This is a genomic window from Carboxydothermus islandicus, assembly GCF_001950325.1.
GTDB lineage: Bacteria > Bacillota > Z-2901 > Carboxydothermales > Carboxydothermaceae > Carboxydothermus > Carboxydothermus islandicus.
The window spans coordinates 108,109-123,327 of sequence record NZ_BDJL01000055.1 but is presented as its reverse complement, the minus strand read 5'-3'; the positions used below and the strand labels follow the sequence as shown (position 1 = coordinate 123,327).

Here is a 15,219-nt window from a genome sequence, read left to right as displayed (position 1 = left end):
AATGAAGCGGGCAAAGGGCACCCCAGATTTAGTCTTTACCCTGTTAATTTTTACTTTGGTTTTATTTGGATTGGTAATGATTTTTTCGGCAAGCCAGTATACCAGCTATGTGCAGTATAATACGGTATGGTATTATTTCAAGAAGCAGCTTTTATGGAGTGTTTTTGGGACAATAGCTTTTTTGTTAGCTTTAGCCTATGATTACCGGGAATTGAGGCGCTACACCGGACCGCTTATTTTAATAGCCGTTATTTTATGTATTTTGGTTGTTTTTATTGGGGTAGAAGTAAAAGGTGCCCAGCGCCAGTTAAGATTTGGCTGGTTAAACATCTCTCCTTCTGAGGTGTTAAAATTTGCGATAATAGTTTTTTTAGCAAAACATTTCCAAAAAAATTACCAGTATATCACCGATTTTAAAAAAGGCTTTTTACCGGTAGTAATAATTATGGCCCTGGCCGATTTACTCGTGCTTTTGCAAAAAGATTTGGGAACAACTCTGGCCATCAGTGGAACGATTTTTGCCCTGCTTATGATTGCCGGTGCCAGGCCTTCCCACTTAACCGGTCTTGGGATTTTGGGAATTTTAGGTGTTTTAGGGGCAATTTTTTTGGAAGAGTACCGGAGAAAAAGGTTTATCGGGTTTTGGTACTTGCTTATCGGTGATGAAAATAAGTTAAAAGGATATGAAGCTGTTATCTATCAGGTAAAGCAGTCCCTTTATGCCATAGGTTCCGGTGGCATATTTGGGGTGGGGCTGGGACGGAGTCACCAAAAAATGTTTTATTTACCTGAACAGCATACCGATTTTATTTTTGCCATCATCGGCGAAGAACTGGGTCTGGTTGGAACGATTTTTGTTGTAAGCTTGTTTTTGGCGATTCTTTACCGGGGACTTAAGCTTGCCCATCGGGCGCCGGATGTTTTTGGCTTTTTCCTGGTAGCCGGCTTTACTTGCATGATGGTGATTCCGGCGCTAATTAACATTGCGGTTGCCACCGGAGTATTTCCGGTAACGGGGATTCCCCTGCCTTTTATAAGTTACAGCGGTTCTTCACTTATAATTAACATGACTGCTGCCGGTATTATTGTCAATGTATCTTGCTACCGGCGCGGAAGGAGTGAATTTTAATGAAACTGGTTTTTGCCGGGGGAGGTACGGGAGGCCACCTTTACCCGGCATTAGCCATTGCTCAGAGCTGGAAGGAAAACCATCCCAACGACGAAATCCTTTTTGTTGGTACGCCAAGGGGTATAGAAACCACGGTGGTTCCAAAGTACGGATTTCCCTTGTATTTGCTCCCGGTGGAAGGGATTCCCCGGAGGGTTAGCTGGGAGACGTTGAAAAAGCTTTTACTGATTCCCAAAAGCTTAATTAACGCTTTTATTTTTTTAAAAAAGGAAAAGCCGGATATGGTGGTGGGTACCGGGGGATATGCAAGTTTTCCGGTAGTTTTTGCCGCAACACTTCTTAAAATTCCAACGGTTATCCATGAACAAAATGCTTATCCGGGAGTCGCCAATAAAATTTTGGCTGTAAAAGTTGACGCGGTTTGTCTTACCTTTGGGGAAGCCGGAAAAAGAATGAAAGCAAAAAATTTTTATGAGACAGGCTTTCCGGTGAGAAGGGAATTTCATACCAATGCCGAGAAAAGAAATGAATTGCGAAAAAAACTTGGGGTTGGTATAGATGAGCTTTTACTGGTAGCCTTTGGTGGGAGTCAGGGAGCACTTACCATAAATAAAGTTGTTGGTTACCTGTTACCGGAAATTATGCGAAGACCTAATTTAAGGTTGATCTGGGCTACCGGTCCCCGTAATTACGAAAATTTAAGGCAAAAATACAAAAATCTCCCCGAAAGGGTACAAATGGTTCCGTACATTGATAACATGCCGGAAGTTTTACCGGCGGCAGACCTGGCCATCACCCGGGCCGGTGCGGCGACCTTAGCGGAAATAGCTGCTTCAAAAGTTCCTGCGGTGTTGATTCCTTATCCCTATGCGGCGGAGAATCACCAGGAACACAATGCCCGGGCCTTTGTGAATCATGGAGCCGCAATTTTATTGCGGGATGCGGAATGCAGTGAAGACCTGGTAAGAGCTACAATTTTGCCCCTTTTGGATAGCCCGGAAAAACTTGTTAGGATGGCGGAAAATGCAGGGAAAATGTTACGTCAAGATTCGCTTCAAGAAATAATTGGAATTATGGAGTGGCTATTAAAACAAAAGAGTAACAAAAAAAATTAAAGGGCATATTATAGTACTGTTCTCAAGAGAAAGGTGAGAAAAATGCTTGCAGTCCATTTTATAGCGATAGGCGGAATTGGTATGAGCGGGCTTGCGCGCATCTTGCAGGCCAAGGGATACCGGGTTTCCGGTTCAGATCTTAAAGAAACTGAGCTTACAAAAAAACTTCGGGCCGAAGGTATTACGGTTTATATTGGACACCGGGAAGAAAACCTGGCTTCCGATGTAAGTTTGGTGGTGGTTTCAACGGCAGTAAACCAGGATAATCCGGAACTTTTAAAAGCCCAGAGGTTAGGGATACCGGTAATGCACCGGGGAGAACTTCTGGCAAAATTGATGCAGGAAAAAAAGGGGATTGCGGTGGCCGGTGCCCACGGAAAAACTACCACTTCGTCAATGATTGCCTTTGTCCTGGAAAAAGAAGGTTTTGATCCGGTAATTGCGGTGGGTGGAGAAATTGTCGACCTGGGGTACAATGCCAAGGCAGGCCAGGGTGAATACATGATTGCCGAAGCGGATGAAAGTGATGGTTCTTTTTTAAAATTACTCCCGTATGCAGCGGTTATCACCAATATTGAAGCGGATCACCTTGATTACTATCAAAGCTTTGAAGAAATCAAAAAAGCGTTTAAAAGGTTTGCGGAGAACGTAAGGCCTGAAGGTTTTGGAGTATTTTGCTGGGATAATCTTCAGGTAAGGGAAATGTTAAAAGGCTATAACAAAAGGAAGTTTACCTATGGTTTTTCTCCCGGTAGCGACTTTATGTTAAGAGACTACCGGGAGGAACAAAAACAGCCGGTGGCAAGTATCTATTATAAGAATTCTTTCGAAGGAGAGCTACGTTTAAAAGTGCCAGGGAAGCATAATCTCTTAAATGCAGCTGCAGCTACGGTGGTTTTGCGAAATATCGGTCTTTCCTTTAAAGCGATTTCCGAAAGGCTTTTAGACTTTAGTGGGGCTAAAAGAAGATTTCAAATATTAGGGGAAAGAAACGGAGCCTTAATCGTGGATGATTATGCCCATCATCCCACAGAAGTGGAAGCAACGCTGAGAGCGGCCAAACTTTATAAGGACCGGGAGATTCTGGTGGTGTTCCAGCCCCATCGCTATACCCGTACCCGCTTTTTCTATAAAGATTTTGCCCGGGTACTGGTTGATGCGGAAAAGGTGGTTTTAACCGGGATTTATTCGGCGGGGGAAACACCTATACCGGGGGTTAGCGGGGAAATGATTGCCGAAGAAATGAAAAAATTAGGGAGAGATCCCTTATATTTAGAGTCGTTAGATGAGGTTTACAATTTTTTGGAGCAAAACTTAAAACCAGGGCTTTTAGTCCTTTTACTGGGTGCGGGGAATATCAATCAAGTAGGTTACAAGCTTTTAGGAAAGGCGTAATGGTATGGATAAAGCTAAACTTAAAGAAGAATTAGCCAAAAGAATAAGTTCACCGGTATTGGAAAATGAGCCTTTAGCCCAGCATACTACCTGGAAAATTGGCGGGCCCGCTGACTTTTTAATTGAACCGCAAAGCATAAAAGAGTTGTCTTTGGTCATCCGGTTTTTAACGGAAAATGCGGTAAACTTCAGGGTTATCGGTAACGGTTCAAACATCCTGGTTTTGGATAAAGGATTTCGCGGGGTAATTATTAAAACAAAGAAAATTAATAAGGTGGAAATAAATGCAGGAGGGCAGGTTTTTGCCGAAGCTGGTGTTATGCTACCGGTTTTAGCCGCCAGAGCCTTAAAATTTGGCTTAAGCGGTTTAGAGGAACTTAGTGCTATTCCCGGTAGTGTCGGCGGGGCAGTTCGGCAAAATGCCGGAGCCCACGGAAAAGAAATAAAAGATGTGGTAAAAAGGGTCTGGACCATCAATGAGAAGGGTGAACTTGAGGAATTTTCTAATAACGAATGTGGTTTTAAATACCGTTCCAGCCGCTTTAAAGAGGAGGAGCAATGGATCGTAAAAGCCGAGTTTTCTTTAAATCCGGGAGATAAAAAAGAAATCCTGAAAAAAATCAGGGAATTTAGAGAGAAACGCTTAGCGTCTCAACCTCTGGAGTTTCCCAATGCGGGAAGTGTTTTTAAAAACCCGGAAGGAATACCTGCCTGGAAATTAATTAAAGAAGCCGGGGCCCAGGGTTTAAAAAAAGGGGGGGCGATGGTTTCCGAGAAACATGCCAACTTTATTGTTAATACCGGTGGAGCCAGTGCTGCCGATGTAATTTATTTAATTAATAAAATTCAAGAACTGGTTTGGAAGAAGTTTTCCGTTAAACTGTTACTGGAAGTGGAAGTGTTGGGGGAGTAGAGGGAAGGCGGAGGTGCCTTCTCAAGTGGAAAAGTTTTTTATTGTGGGGAGTCACGGTTTAAAAGGAGAAATAAAAGTTAGCGGAGCAAAAAATTCTGCCCTGCCAGTTATAGCTGCCACCCTTTTAACCCGGGAACCATGCGTTTTGGAAAATATACCTAAACTTGAAGATGTTAATATCATGCTTTCAATCCTGAAAAGATTGGGAAGCAAAGTGGAATTTGGCCAGCTGCTAACCATTCAGAATAACCGAATCAACGACCTTATAATTCCCGAAGAGTTAGCCCGAAAAATTCGCGCTTCAAATCTATTCTTAGGTCCGTTGGTGGCCCGTTTTCAGGAAGGGGTAGTTCCGCTTCCCGGGGGCTGTAATATAGGCAATAGACCGATGGACTTACACCTAAAAGGTTTACGCCTCATGGGAGCGGAAGTTGAAGAAAAGGCCGGCTTTATCCGGGCTCGGACGAAAAGATTAAAAGGCGCCGAAATTCACTTAGATTTTCCGTCGGTAGGTGCTACGGAAAATTTAATGATGGCTGCAACCTTGGCCCAGGGAACAACAATTATTCGCAATGCGGCCCGGGAGCCGGAGATTGTAGATCTGCAAAATTTTTTAAATCTCATGGGCGCTAAAGTAAAAGGTGCGGGAACTGATGTTATAAAAATCACCGGGGTAAACCGGTTGAAAGGAGTTACTCATAAAATAATTCCTGATAGAATAGAAGCAGGAACCCACATGGTAATGGCAGCGGCAACTCAAAGTGATATAATAATTTCAGGGGTTATTCCCGAGCACCTGGAAGCGGTAATGGCAAAACTAAAAGAGGCAGGAGCGTTCGTAACCTTTGGCGACGACTGGGTTAGAGTAACCGGCAAGAGTATTATTAAGCCTGTTGATATCAAGACCATGCCTTATCCGGGATTTCCCACCGACATGCAACCGCAAATTTTAGCTTTATTAACTTTAGCTCAGGGAACCAGTATTATCTCCGAAGGGGTTTTTGACAATCGTTTTAAACATGTAGAAGAATTAAGGCGGATGGGTGCGGATATTCGGCTGGAAAGCAGGATTGCGGTTATTAAAGGAGTGCCGAAACTTACAGGAGCTTCGGTTATTGCCCATGATTTACGGGCTGCAGCAGCTCTGGTAATTGCCGGTCTTGCGGCAGAAGGAATGACGGTTTTAGAGGGGATAAAAAATCTTGATCGAGGTTATGAAAACCTGGATTTGAAATACCAACTTATCGGGGCGCAAATAAAAAGAGTAAACGGCGAGGAAAAATATTAATTTTTTTTTTAAAATTTCCAGGGACAAGCTTTTTTGGCGAAGGAAGGTAAGTTATGAAACGGAAGAAAAAAAGCAGAAAGTTACTTTCATATCTTTTCATACCTTTATTGCTGTTAACATCGGGGTACTTATTTTTACGCTCTTCCTTCTTTGACCTAAAAAAAATTGATATAAGGTGTGCTGAGCAAAATAAAGGGGAATATGCCAAAGCAGTGATTTCCTTGAAAGGAGTAAATCTATTTGCCATTAATGATAAGGAGATAGAGGATAAATTATTGGCTTATCCTAAGGTTAAAACGGTAAGCATTAAAAGAAAATACCCGGATACCCTTGTTATTTTTGTAAACGAGCGCAGGCCTTTTATAGCATTACCGCAAAATAACCAGAAGGTTGCGGTTTTAGCCGATGATTTTACCGTAATTGACCTAATCGACCCGGGAAGTCTTGACCTTCCGGTGGTTGTTGGATTTGAAGGGAATACCTTAAAACCGGGAGAAAAAGTTTCTGCTGAGAAATTAGAACCGATAAAACGTTACCTGCAGGCTATGAACCTGGAACAAAAAGAGCTTTTATCTACTTTTAAGTACGATAGCGAAGAAGGGGTTGTTGGTTATACCAAAAACGGGGTAAAGCTAATTTTTGGCGATGACCGCGATGTCCAGCAGAAACTGATTATTGCGTTAGGTCTTTTTCAGGAACTGGGAAATAAAGGTAAGAAGATTGAGTATATAAATGTTAGTTTTAAAGGAGCGCCGGTGGTAAAGTATGAAGAAACTGACCGAACATCTCAACAAAAATAAATTTGGCCTTTTTTTGGTATTTTGCATTTTGGGCATCATGCTGGCTACCCAGTTCAGGCTAACCCGGCAGATGCCAACTACCTTTAGCAGCGAACGGGCAGCTTTGCTTGCAAGACAGGTGGAAGCAGCGGAAAAGAAACATAAGGAGTTAACCAAAGAAGTGGAAAGTTTACGCCAGAAAGTTGCTAAATTAACTGAAGAGCAGGGACATTTACGAACCTATCAGGATACTCTTACTAAATATCAGATCTTAGCAGGAACCCTGGCGGTAGAGGGGCCCGGGGTAGAAGTTACCCTGGACGATGCCAAAAAGCCTTTAACTGCCGAAGAAAATCCCAATCTTTACGTTATTCATGATGAAGATGTCCTTTTAGTTTTAAATGAATTGCGGGCAGCGGGAGCGGAAGCTCTTGGTATTAACGGGGAGCGGGTTACTGCGATGACGGAAATCCGCTGTGTTGGGCCGACAATACTTTTAAATAAAACCAAGCGAATTTCAGCACCCTTTGTCATCCAGGCCATAGGGAACCCCGCTGCTTTGCGAAATTCGTTAATGATGCCCGGTGGTGTTTATGACCAGTTAAAAGATTTTATTACTATAAGTATCAAGACTTCGGAGAATATTAAAATTAAGGCAGCAACTCCTCCGGACTATAAATATTTAAAAGAGGGGAGGGGATAACATGAAAACGATTAAAATTCCTTATACCATGCTGGTGGTCAGCTTAATCTTGGGATTTTTACTGACGGTTCAAATTCGCGTCAGCCGGGAAATGGTCAATGCTCCTCCCCTGGAACGAAGCTTTGAATTAACTTCCCGTTTAAAAAGTTTAACCGAGGAAATAGAAGGGTTAATGGAAGAAAAAAACAGTTTGAAGCAAAAAATAAACCTGTTAGAAAAGGGCGGGAAAATTGCGGAGGAGGCCTTAATTTCTGAAATTAATAAAAATCGTTTTTGGGCAGGGGCAACTCCTGCCTATGGACCTGGCGTACGGGTGATTTTAAATAACCCTCCGGGGTTTGGGAACAACTCGGAGTTATTTAATGTACGGGACGAAGACCTTTTTAATCTTTTAAACGAGTTAAAAGCTGCTGGAGCTGAAGGAATTGCGGTTAACGGCCAGAGGGTTACGGCTTTAACGGAAGTCCGGATGGCCGGAAATAAAATTGTGGTTAATACCAAAGCTATTTATCCGCCCTATGAAATATTGGCGGTAGGCAATCCGGAACAATTAAAAACCTCTTTAGAAAATGGTATTGCGGCAACTTTTCGGGAGTGGCAAATGGAAGTAACAATTACCAAAGAAAGTAAGGTGGTTTTACCCCCTTATGAACAGGAGCTGGAATTTAATTATATAAAACCCCAGGAGGCGAAATAAAGGATGTGGTTAGCAGTTGTGGGTTTAATGATTGGAATAGTTTTGGGGTTATTAATCCCGTTGGGAGTTCCTATTGCTTATTCCAAATATCTTTCGGTAGCCCTCTTAGCGGCTCTGGATTCGGTTTTTGGCGGAGTGCGGGCAAATATGGAGAACAATTATGATAATGTAATCTTTATCACTGGTTTTTTTAGTAATACTTTACTGGCGGGAATCCTTGCTTGGATTGGAGAAAGGATGGGGGTTGAACTTTATACGGCAGCTATATTTGTTTTTGGTGTGAGGATCTTTCAAAATTTGGCAATAATTCGTCGCCACCTGCTTAAAAGGTAATTTTGTGACAGCGAAAACAAAAAATTTTAGAAAATAAAAAATACTAAAAAGGATAAATGGTTTTAATGTTGAATTATTTTTATAAATGTTCTTAGATTGTGCAGGGGAGGAACAGGTGTGGCCAAAAAGGAACTGATTGCCGTGGTGGATGTAGGCAGTTCGAAAATTGTAGCACTAATTGGCGAAATTGCTGCAGATGGTCAGGTTACTCTTTTAGGGGTAGGGGAGACGGCAAGTTCCGGAATAAAAAAAGGGGCAATTGTGGATATAGATGGAACTGTAAAGGCCATTAAAACATCTCTGGAAAAGGCAGAACAAATTGTAGGTTACGGCCTTACTTCAGCAGTGGTTAGCTTTACCTCGCCTTCGTTAATTTCTTTAAATAATAAAAGCGTAGTAGCTGTGACCAATCTTGAGAGAGAAATCACTTCCGAAGATGTAAACCGGGTTCTAAATGCCACCAAAATTGTTCCCATTCCACCGGATAAAAAGATTATAAAAGCCATACCAAGATTTTATACCGTTGACGGATTTGCGGGAGTGGTTGATCCGGTTGGGATGACCGGGTCGCGTTTGGAAGCGGAAACCCATATTATTGCCGTGGCCCAAAGCACTTTTGCCAACCTGCAAAAGGTTACCAGTAAAGCAGGGTTAAATGTTCTGGAGTTTATTCCGGCAATCTTAGCCAGTGCGGAAGTTGTGTTATATCCTGCGGAAAAAGAGCTGGGCTGCCTTTTAATTGACATTGGTGCGGGAACGATGGAATTAGCAATTTACAGCGAAGGAAGTTTGTTTTATACCGGCGCTATTCCCGTTGGGGATCAATATATTACTAACGATTTGGCAATTGGTCTTAGAACTCCTATTGCGGTGGCGGAAAAAATTAAAATTGAAGCGGGCACAGCTCTGGTAAGTTTGGTGCAAAATGATGAGTACTTAGAGGTTGAAAATGTTGGAGGTACCGAAAAACAAAAAGTATCCAAACAGATGGTTGCGGCAATTATTGAAGCAAGAGTTAGGGAAATGCTCGAACTTGCTTTAAAAGAAATAAAGAGTTCCGGATTTACAGGCTTACTTCCCGGGGGAGTGATAATTACCGGTGGGGGTGCCTTGCTTCCGGGGATTAAAGAGGTTGCTCAGGAAATTTTTGATTTGCCGGTGAGGATTGGAGTGCCGGAAGGATTGAGTAACTTACCGGTGAATTTAATTAACCCGCGGTATGCATCGGCTATAGGCGCTCTGGTTTTAGCTGCCAAGCAGTACCGGGAGGAACCGGAAGAAAGTAGTGGTTTGGATTTCTTGAGCGGAATTTTCCAAAAAATTAAAGCTTTTTTTAGCGAATTATTTTAGATTTTAAGGAGGGTATTTAATGTTAGAGTTTGATCTTGAATTTCAAAACAACGCAACGATAAAAGTTATTGGCGTAGGTGGCGGGGGCAGTAATGCCGTTAATAGAATGATAATGTCCGGCTTAAAAGGGGTTGAGTTTATTGCAGTTAATACCGATGCCCAGGCTTTAAAGCTTTCCAAAGCCCCAACGCGCATCCAAATAGGGGTTAAATTAACGAAGGGTCTTGGCGCCGGAGCAAATCCGGAAATTGGCGAAAAGGCTGCGGAAGAAAACCGGGAAGATTTGTATGCAGCCCTAAAAGGGGCAGATATGGTTTTTGTTACTGCGGGAATGGGTGGCGGAACGGGAACCGGTGCCGCTCCTATTGTGGCCGAAATTGCTAAAGAATTGGGAGCTCTTACCGTTGGCGTCGTAACCAAACCGTTTTCTTTTGAGGGTAAAAAACGGGCTATGCAGGCGGAAAAAGGTATTGAAAATTTAAAGAGCAAAGTCGATACTTTAATTACCATCCCCAATGACCGCTTGCTCCAGGTGATTGATAAAAATACTCCTATGTTAGAGGCTTTCAGGATTGCCGATGATGTTTTGCGTCAGGGTGTTCAGGGAATATCGGATTTAATTGCCGTACCTGCCTTAATTAACTTAGACTTTGCCGATGTTAAAACTATCATGAAAGACGCTGGTTCTGCTTTAATGGGAATAGGGGTTGCTTCCGGTGAAAATCGGGCGGTGGAGGCTGCCCGGCAGGCTATTTCCAGTCCCCTTTTAGAAACTTCTATTGAAGGCGCCCGGGGGGTTTTATTAAATATTACCGGCGGCACCTCGTTAAGCTTATTTGAAGTTCAGGAAGCAGCCGATATTATTGCTCAGGCGGCCGATCCCGATGCCAACATTATTTTTGGTGCGGGAATTGATGAAACCATGCAGGACGAAGTACGGGTAACGGTAATAGCTACCGGTTTTGATCACCGTCCAGAAACCAGGAAGGAAGTAAAACCGGAGCTTAATTTTAAAGAATTTTCCTCACTGGAAAGCGATACTGGAATTGAAATACCTGCCTTTTTAAGAAGAAGATAAAATGCTCCCCGGATGGGGGCTTTTTTTCTATGGGGGAGGTAAGTTTTTTGAAAAAAGTAGTTTTAGCTCTCTTAAGCCTTTGCCTGGTTGTTTTTTTGGTTTACTTATATTTTTATGTTGCGGCCTTATTAGCTGTTAGTACGTATTATGATGCTTTAACTGCAGGGGATTTTAATGCAGTGGGGAGGATTTTATTTAAAAACAACCAAAAGGAAAGAATTAATTTGGCAAAAAAGCTTACCGAAGCTATGAGCTGGGATGATAGCCGTTATTTTTCTTTTGCCATTAATGAAATCACTTTTTTAGAAAAAGGATTTAACTATCCCGAGGTAGTGGTGGAAGTTACCAAAAAAGATGTGATGGGACTTCGAAAGTATGAAGAGAGGGCAGTTTTGGTCAGGAGGGGCCTGGGTTTTACCTTTAGTGCAATAACCTTTTCCGAAGATCCTTTGGCTAAATTCAGGGATCATAGCCCGGGAGAAATTTTAAACGATGCGGAAAAACAAGTTTCTGATTTAAATCTTTACCCTGAAAAAATTTTAATGGTGATCATTACCGATAAATATAAGCACCAGCTTGAGTTACTGCCGGGAAAAAATGAGCGGGAAATAAAATTATTAGCAAAAGGTATAAGGGAAGGGACGGCGGCTCCATACCGGTATCTTGAAAGCTTTGACTATGTTATAAAAATTAAAACGGAGAAAGCCAGGGATGAGGCGAAAGAGGTAGAAATTAAGTACTCTTCGAATTTAAATATTTTTCAACTTGGCGGGAAACTTTTTAAATCAGCGCCGGCTTTAAAACTTTTAATAGGCAATCATCAAGCTTGACCGCTTAAAGGAAAAAGGTATAAAATAGCAATATACAATGAATAAAATACAGGAATGATTTACTGCTGGAGGTGAGATAATGGAAGCGGTAAAATTGACCCAGTTGGTAAGCTGTGCCGGGTGAGCGGCAAAGATGAGTCCCGAGACTCTGGCGCAAGTTTTGCGCTATTTACCGGAGATTAATGATCCCAATGCTTTGGTGGGTACAAATACCGCCGATGATGCGGCGGTTTACCGGATATCCGACGAGCAAGCCATTGTTCTTACCGTGGATTACTTTACTCCGGTGGTGGATGATCCGTATTACTTTGGAGTAATTGCTGCGGCCAACTCGTTAAGCGATGTTTATGCCATGGGAGCCAAACCGCTTTTTGCGTTAAACGTGGTGGGCTTTCCAAAAAAGCTTCCTCCGGAGATATTAGCTACCATCTTAAAAGGCGGGGCGGATAAAGCCCGGGAAGCGGGAATACCGGTACTGGGCGGGCATACGGTAGATGATGCGGAGCCCAAATACGGGATGGTAGTTTGCGGTCTGGTTCATCCGGAGAAAATTGTAAAAAATCACCCTCCTCATCCGGGGGATTATTTAATTTTAACAAAACCCCTGGGAATTGGGGTATTAACCACCGGTATGAAGCGGGGGATTGTGCCGGAAAATACCGCGAAAAAAGCAATAGAGGTCATGGAAACTCTAAATGACAGGGCTGCGGAAGCAATGATCGAAGTAGGAGTTTCTGCTGCTACCGATATTACCGGGTTTGGACTTTTAGGACATTTAAAGGAAATGCTCCAGGAAGAGTTCGGAGCGGAAATTTATCTTACAAAGATACCGGTTATTGAAGGGGCATGGGAATTTGCCGGCATGAGGGTATTTCCTGGTGGGGCCAAAAATAACTTAAACTACTTGCTGCCCCATTTGGATTTTGTCGGTGAATTTGCTGAAGAAGAAAAGTTGTTCCTTGCCGATCCACAAACTTCCGGAGGACTTTTAATCGCCGTTTCCCAGGGAAAGAAAGAAGAGTTGGTTAAAAAACTTCAACAAAAAGGTGTATTGGCTGCCGAGATTGGCGTTATCACGGAGAACAAAGGAAAGATTGTCGTTAAAAGATAGCTCTAAAGTTTTTTAATTTGACATGAAAAATGCACTCCAACTCATATAATGGTGGTGGAGTGCATTTTCTTTTTAAGGGGTAAGGGAAAATGCCGGTTTACTTTTTGGAATTCGTCTTTTTGGGAAATTTTATCTTAAGTTATGCTGCTTTAACCTTTGCCGCAAAGGTTTTAAACTTAAAATTAAGTTTTAAAAAAAACCTTTTCTTTTCTTTGGTTGGAGCGGTTATGGCGGAAGTTTATTTAGCCTGGCCTTATATTGTTATAAAATTATTGGCTTTTAGCGTTTTTTTCCTTTCCATTTACCCCCTAACTAAATCGCCCTCCAGTGCAGGAAAGCTTTTTTTGTTAACCCTGGCTTTTTTCTTTTTCCTGAACGGTGCTTACCACGCTTTAATTTCCACCGGATACTACCCGGAAATTTTCCTTTTTACAGGACTAATTCTGGCTTTTATTGGAGAGTATGCTTATAAGCAATACCAGAGGATTGTAAGGTTGAAAAAATACGGATTTAGCTTGGAAATTATTTACCTTGGGGAAAAAGTTACGGTACAAAGTTTTTTGGACACGGGAAATCGCCTTTCTGATCCGCAACTGGGCTGGCCGGTGGTGGTGGTGGAGTACCGGGCCGTAAAAAAAATCTTGCCGGATGGCTTTTTTCAAAGAAAAACTCTTCGCAGGATACCTTTTAGAGGTGTTGGGAGGGAGCAGGGGTTTTTTTGGGGCTTTATACCCGATGAACTTAAAATCTGGAAGGACGACGAAGTTATTAGGGTAAAGCAAGCGGTGGTGGCCATAACCTTTCAATCGTTAAATTCCGATTTTCAGGCCCTTCTTTCGGAAGAAATTTTAAAATCGGCATAACAGGGAGGGGTAGGAATGGTTATTAAGAAACTTTTCTTTTGGCTCAAAAATTTATATAAAAAATTTTTTGAGCGTCCGGGAGAGATTTATTATATCGGTAGCCACGATATTCTGCCACCTCCCTTGAGTAGCGAGGAAGAAAACACTCTTTTGGAACTTTTGGTGCAGGGAGATCCAGAAGCAAGATCAACCTTGATCGAAAGAAACTTGCGGTTGGTGGTTTACATAGCCCGGAAATTTGAAAATACCGGAGTAAATATTGAAGACCTGGTTTCGATAGGAACGATTGGTTTAATAAAAGCGGTAAATACTTTTAATCCGGATAAAAAAATCAAACTTGCCACTTATGCTTCCCGGTGTATTGAAAATGAGATTTTAATGTATTTAAGGAGGAGCAGTAAAATTCGCCTGGAAGTTTCCTTTGATGAACCTTTAAACGTTGACTGGGATGGAAATGAACTTTTACTTTCGGACGTCTTAGGAACTGAAGGAGATATTATTTATAAAGTTATGGAAGATGAGGTGGAGAAAAAGCTTCTGAAAGTTGCCCTTTCAAGGCTAAACCCGCGGGAAAGAAAAATTATGGAATTGAGATTTGGACTTACCGATGGTTACGAACGAACGCAGAAAGAAGTGGCGGACTTACTGGGAATTTCCCAATCATATATCTCAAGACTTGAAAAAAAAATTTTAAAACGGCTTAAAAAAGAAATAATTCGGATGGAGTGAGAACCGGCGTTTTGCCGGATTTTTTATTTTTTTTCCAGTATAAAAGAAAAAACCCGGGGCAATAATCATAACGGTAGGTCAAAACTCCGACAAATGGGGTGACCGCGATGCAATCAAACAAAGTCGAGATTTGCGGAGTTAATACTTCCAAACTGCCGGTACTAACCAACCAGGAAATGAAAAAACTTTTCCTTAAAGTTAAAGAAGGGGATAAGGAGGCAAGGCAAAAACTTATTTCGGGCAACTTGAGACTTGTCTTAAGCATAATTCAAAGATTTACCAATCGCGGGGAATATGTGGATGACCTTTTTCAAGTGGGGTGTATCGGGCTAATTAAAGCTATTGACAACTTTGATTTGGAACAAAATGTTAAATTTTCAACTTACGCAGTACCGATGATTATTGGAGAAATACGCCGCTATTTGCGGGATAATAATCCCATCAGGGTAAGCCGGTCTTTAAGGGATGTAGCTTATAAAGCTCTCCAGGTGCGGGATAATTTGGTCGGACGTTTTTCCCGGGAACCGACCATAAGTGAAATTGCCCGGGAATTAAAAGTTCCGCAGGAAGAGGTAGTTTTTGCCCTGGATGCTATTCAAGATCCGGTTTCTCTTTTTGAACCGATATACCAGGACGGCGGTGATCCTATATATGTTATGGATCAAATCAAGGATGAAAAAAATACTGACCATAACTGGCTACAAGGAATAGCTTTAAGAGAGGCTTTAGAACGGTTAAATGAAAGGGAAAGGCTTATTTTAAAATTGCGATTTTATGAAGGTAAAACTCAAATGGAGGTTGCCGAAGAAATTGGTATCTCCCAGGCCCAGGTCTCAAGGCTGGAAAAAGCAGCTTTAAATCATTTAAGAAAGTTTGTTTGAGGGAGGAGTAGGTCTGAAAAGAATT

The 15,219-nt window shown here is 42.1% G+C and carries 16 protein-coding genes; all 16 read left to right on the top strand.

The features are described 5' to 3' along the window. The first annotated feature begins 1 nt into the window (after position 1). The 16 genes from ftsW to sigG all read left to right on the top strand — a co-directional run bounded on the left by ftsW (position 2) and on the right by sigG (position 15,194). Positions 2-1,129 (top strand): putative lipid II flippase FtsW, encoded by a 1,128-nt coding sequence (ftsW, locus tag ciss_RS08775; protein ID WP_075865988.1) that lies wholly within the window; start codon positions 2-4, stop codon positions 1,127-1,129. Further along, a complete protein-coding gene (gene murG, locus ciss_RS08770; protein ID WP_075865987.1) occupies positions 1,129-2,244 on the top strand; it encodes an undecaprenyldiphospho-muramoylpentapeptide beta-N-acetylglucosaminyltransferase in 1,116 nt (371 codons plus the stop codon). Before ftsW ends, murG begins: the two co-directional genes overlap by 1 nt. 42 nt (positions 2,245-2,286) lie before the next feature. Further along, the gene (gene murC / locus ciss_RS08765; RefSeq protein ID WP_075865986.1) at positions 2,287-3,639 is read left to right on the top strand and encodes a UDP-N-acetylmuramate--L-alanine ligase; all 1,353 of its coding nucleotides are present in this window, start codon (positions 2,287-2,289) and stop codon (positions 3,637-3,639) included. A 4-nt stretch (positions 3,640-3,643) separates the two neighbouring features. Beyond that, positions 3,644-4,552 (top strand): UDP-N-acetylmuramate dehydrogenase, encoded by a 909-nt coding sequence (gene murB / locus ciss_RS08760; protein ID WP_075865985.1) that lies wholly within the window; start codon positions 3,644-3,646, stop codon positions 4,550-4,552. Positions 4,553-4,577: 25 nt separating this feature from the next. Beyond that, a complete protein-coding gene (gene murA, locus ciss_RS08755) occupies positions 4,578-5,840 on the top strand; it encodes a UDP-N-acetylglucosamine 1-carboxyvinyltransferase (RefSeq protein WP_075865984.1) in 1,263 nt (420 codons plus the stop codon). A gap of 53 nt (positions 5,841-5,893) precedes the next feature. Next, on the top strand, positions 5,894-6,640 hold the full coding sequence (locus ciss_RS08750; protein ID WP_075865983.1) for a cell division protein FtsQ/DivIB: 747 nt from the start codon (positions 5,894-5,896) through the stop codon (positions 6,638-6,640). Continuing rightward, the gene (locus ciss_RS08745; RefSeq protein ID WP_075865982.1) at positions 6,606-7,322 is read left to right on the top strand and encodes a DUF881 domain-containing protein; all 717 of its coding nucleotides are present in this window, start codon (positions 6,606-6,608) and stop codon (positions 7,320-7,322) included. Before ciss_RS08750 ends, ciss_RS08745 begins: the two co-directional genes overlap by 35 nt. Position 7,323: 1 nt before the next feature. Then, positions 7,324-8,019 carry a DUF881 domain-containing protein gene (locus ciss_RS08740; protein ID WP_075865981.1) on the top strand — a complete coding sequence of 232 codons (696 nt, stop codon included), beginning with the start codon at positions 7,324-7,326 and terminating at the stop codon, positions 8,017-8,019. A 3-nt stretch (positions 8,020-8,022) separates the two neighbouring features. Then, the gene (locus tag ciss_RS08735; RefSeq protein ID WP_075865980.1) at positions 8,023-8,352 is read left to right on the top strand and encodes a small basic family protein; all 330 of its coding nucleotides are present in this window, start codon (positions 8,023-8,025) and stop codon (positions 8,350-8,352) included. A 117-nt stretch (positions 8,353-8,469) separates the two neighbouring features. Further along, complete coding sequence (gene ftsA / locus ciss_RS08730; RefSeq protein WP_075865979.1) at positions 8,470-9,702, top strand: cell division protein FtsA; 1,233 nt, start codon at positions 8,470-8,472, stop codon at positions 9,700-9,702. A 19-nt stretch (positions 9,703-9,721) separates the two neighbouring features. Next, positions 9,722-10,780 (top strand): cell division protein FtsZ, encoded by a 1,059-nt coding sequence (gene ftsZ / locus ciss_RS08725; RefSeq protein ID WP_075865978.1) that lies wholly within the window; start codon positions 9,722-9,724, stop codon positions 10,778-10,780. 47 nt (positions 10,781-10,827) lie between these two features. Continuing rightward, complete coding sequence (locus tag ciss_RS08720) at positions 10,828-11,610, top strand: hypothetical protein (RefSeq protein WP_143298528.1); 783 nt, start codon at positions 10,828-10,830, stop codon at positions 11,608-11,610. Positions 11,611-11,689: 79 nt separating this feature from the next. Further along, on the top strand, positions 11,690-12,721 hold the full coding sequence (selD, locus tag ciss_RS08715) for a selenide, water dikinase SelD (protein ID WP_080503665.1): 1,032 nt from the start codon (positions 11,690-11,692) through the stop codon (positions 12,719-12,721). Positions 12,722-12,810: 89 nt separating this feature from the next. Continuing rightward, on the top strand, positions 12,811-13,584 hold the full coding sequence (locus ciss_RS08710; RefSeq protein WP_075865975.1) for a sigma-E processing peptidase SpoIIGA: 774 nt from the start codon (positions 12,811-12,813) through the stop codon (positions 13,582-13,584). Between the two features lie 15 nt (positions 13,585-13,599). Then, positions 13,600-14,313 carry an RNA polymerase sporulation sigma factor SigE gene (gene sigE / locus ciss_RS08705; RefSeq protein ID WP_075865974.1) on the top strand — a complete coding sequence of 238 codons (714 nt, stop codon included), beginning with the start codon at positions 13,600-13,602 and terminating at the stop codon, positions 14,311-14,313. A 107-nt stretch (positions 14,314-14,420) separates the two neighbouring features. Then, positions 14,421-15,194, top strand: a complete 774-nt coding sequence (gene sigG, locus ciss_RS08700; RefSeq protein ID WP_075865973.1) for an RNA polymerase sporulation sigma factor SigG — start codon at positions 14,421-14,423, stop codon at positions 15,192-15,194. Positions 15,195-15,219 lie beyond the last annotated feature (25 nt).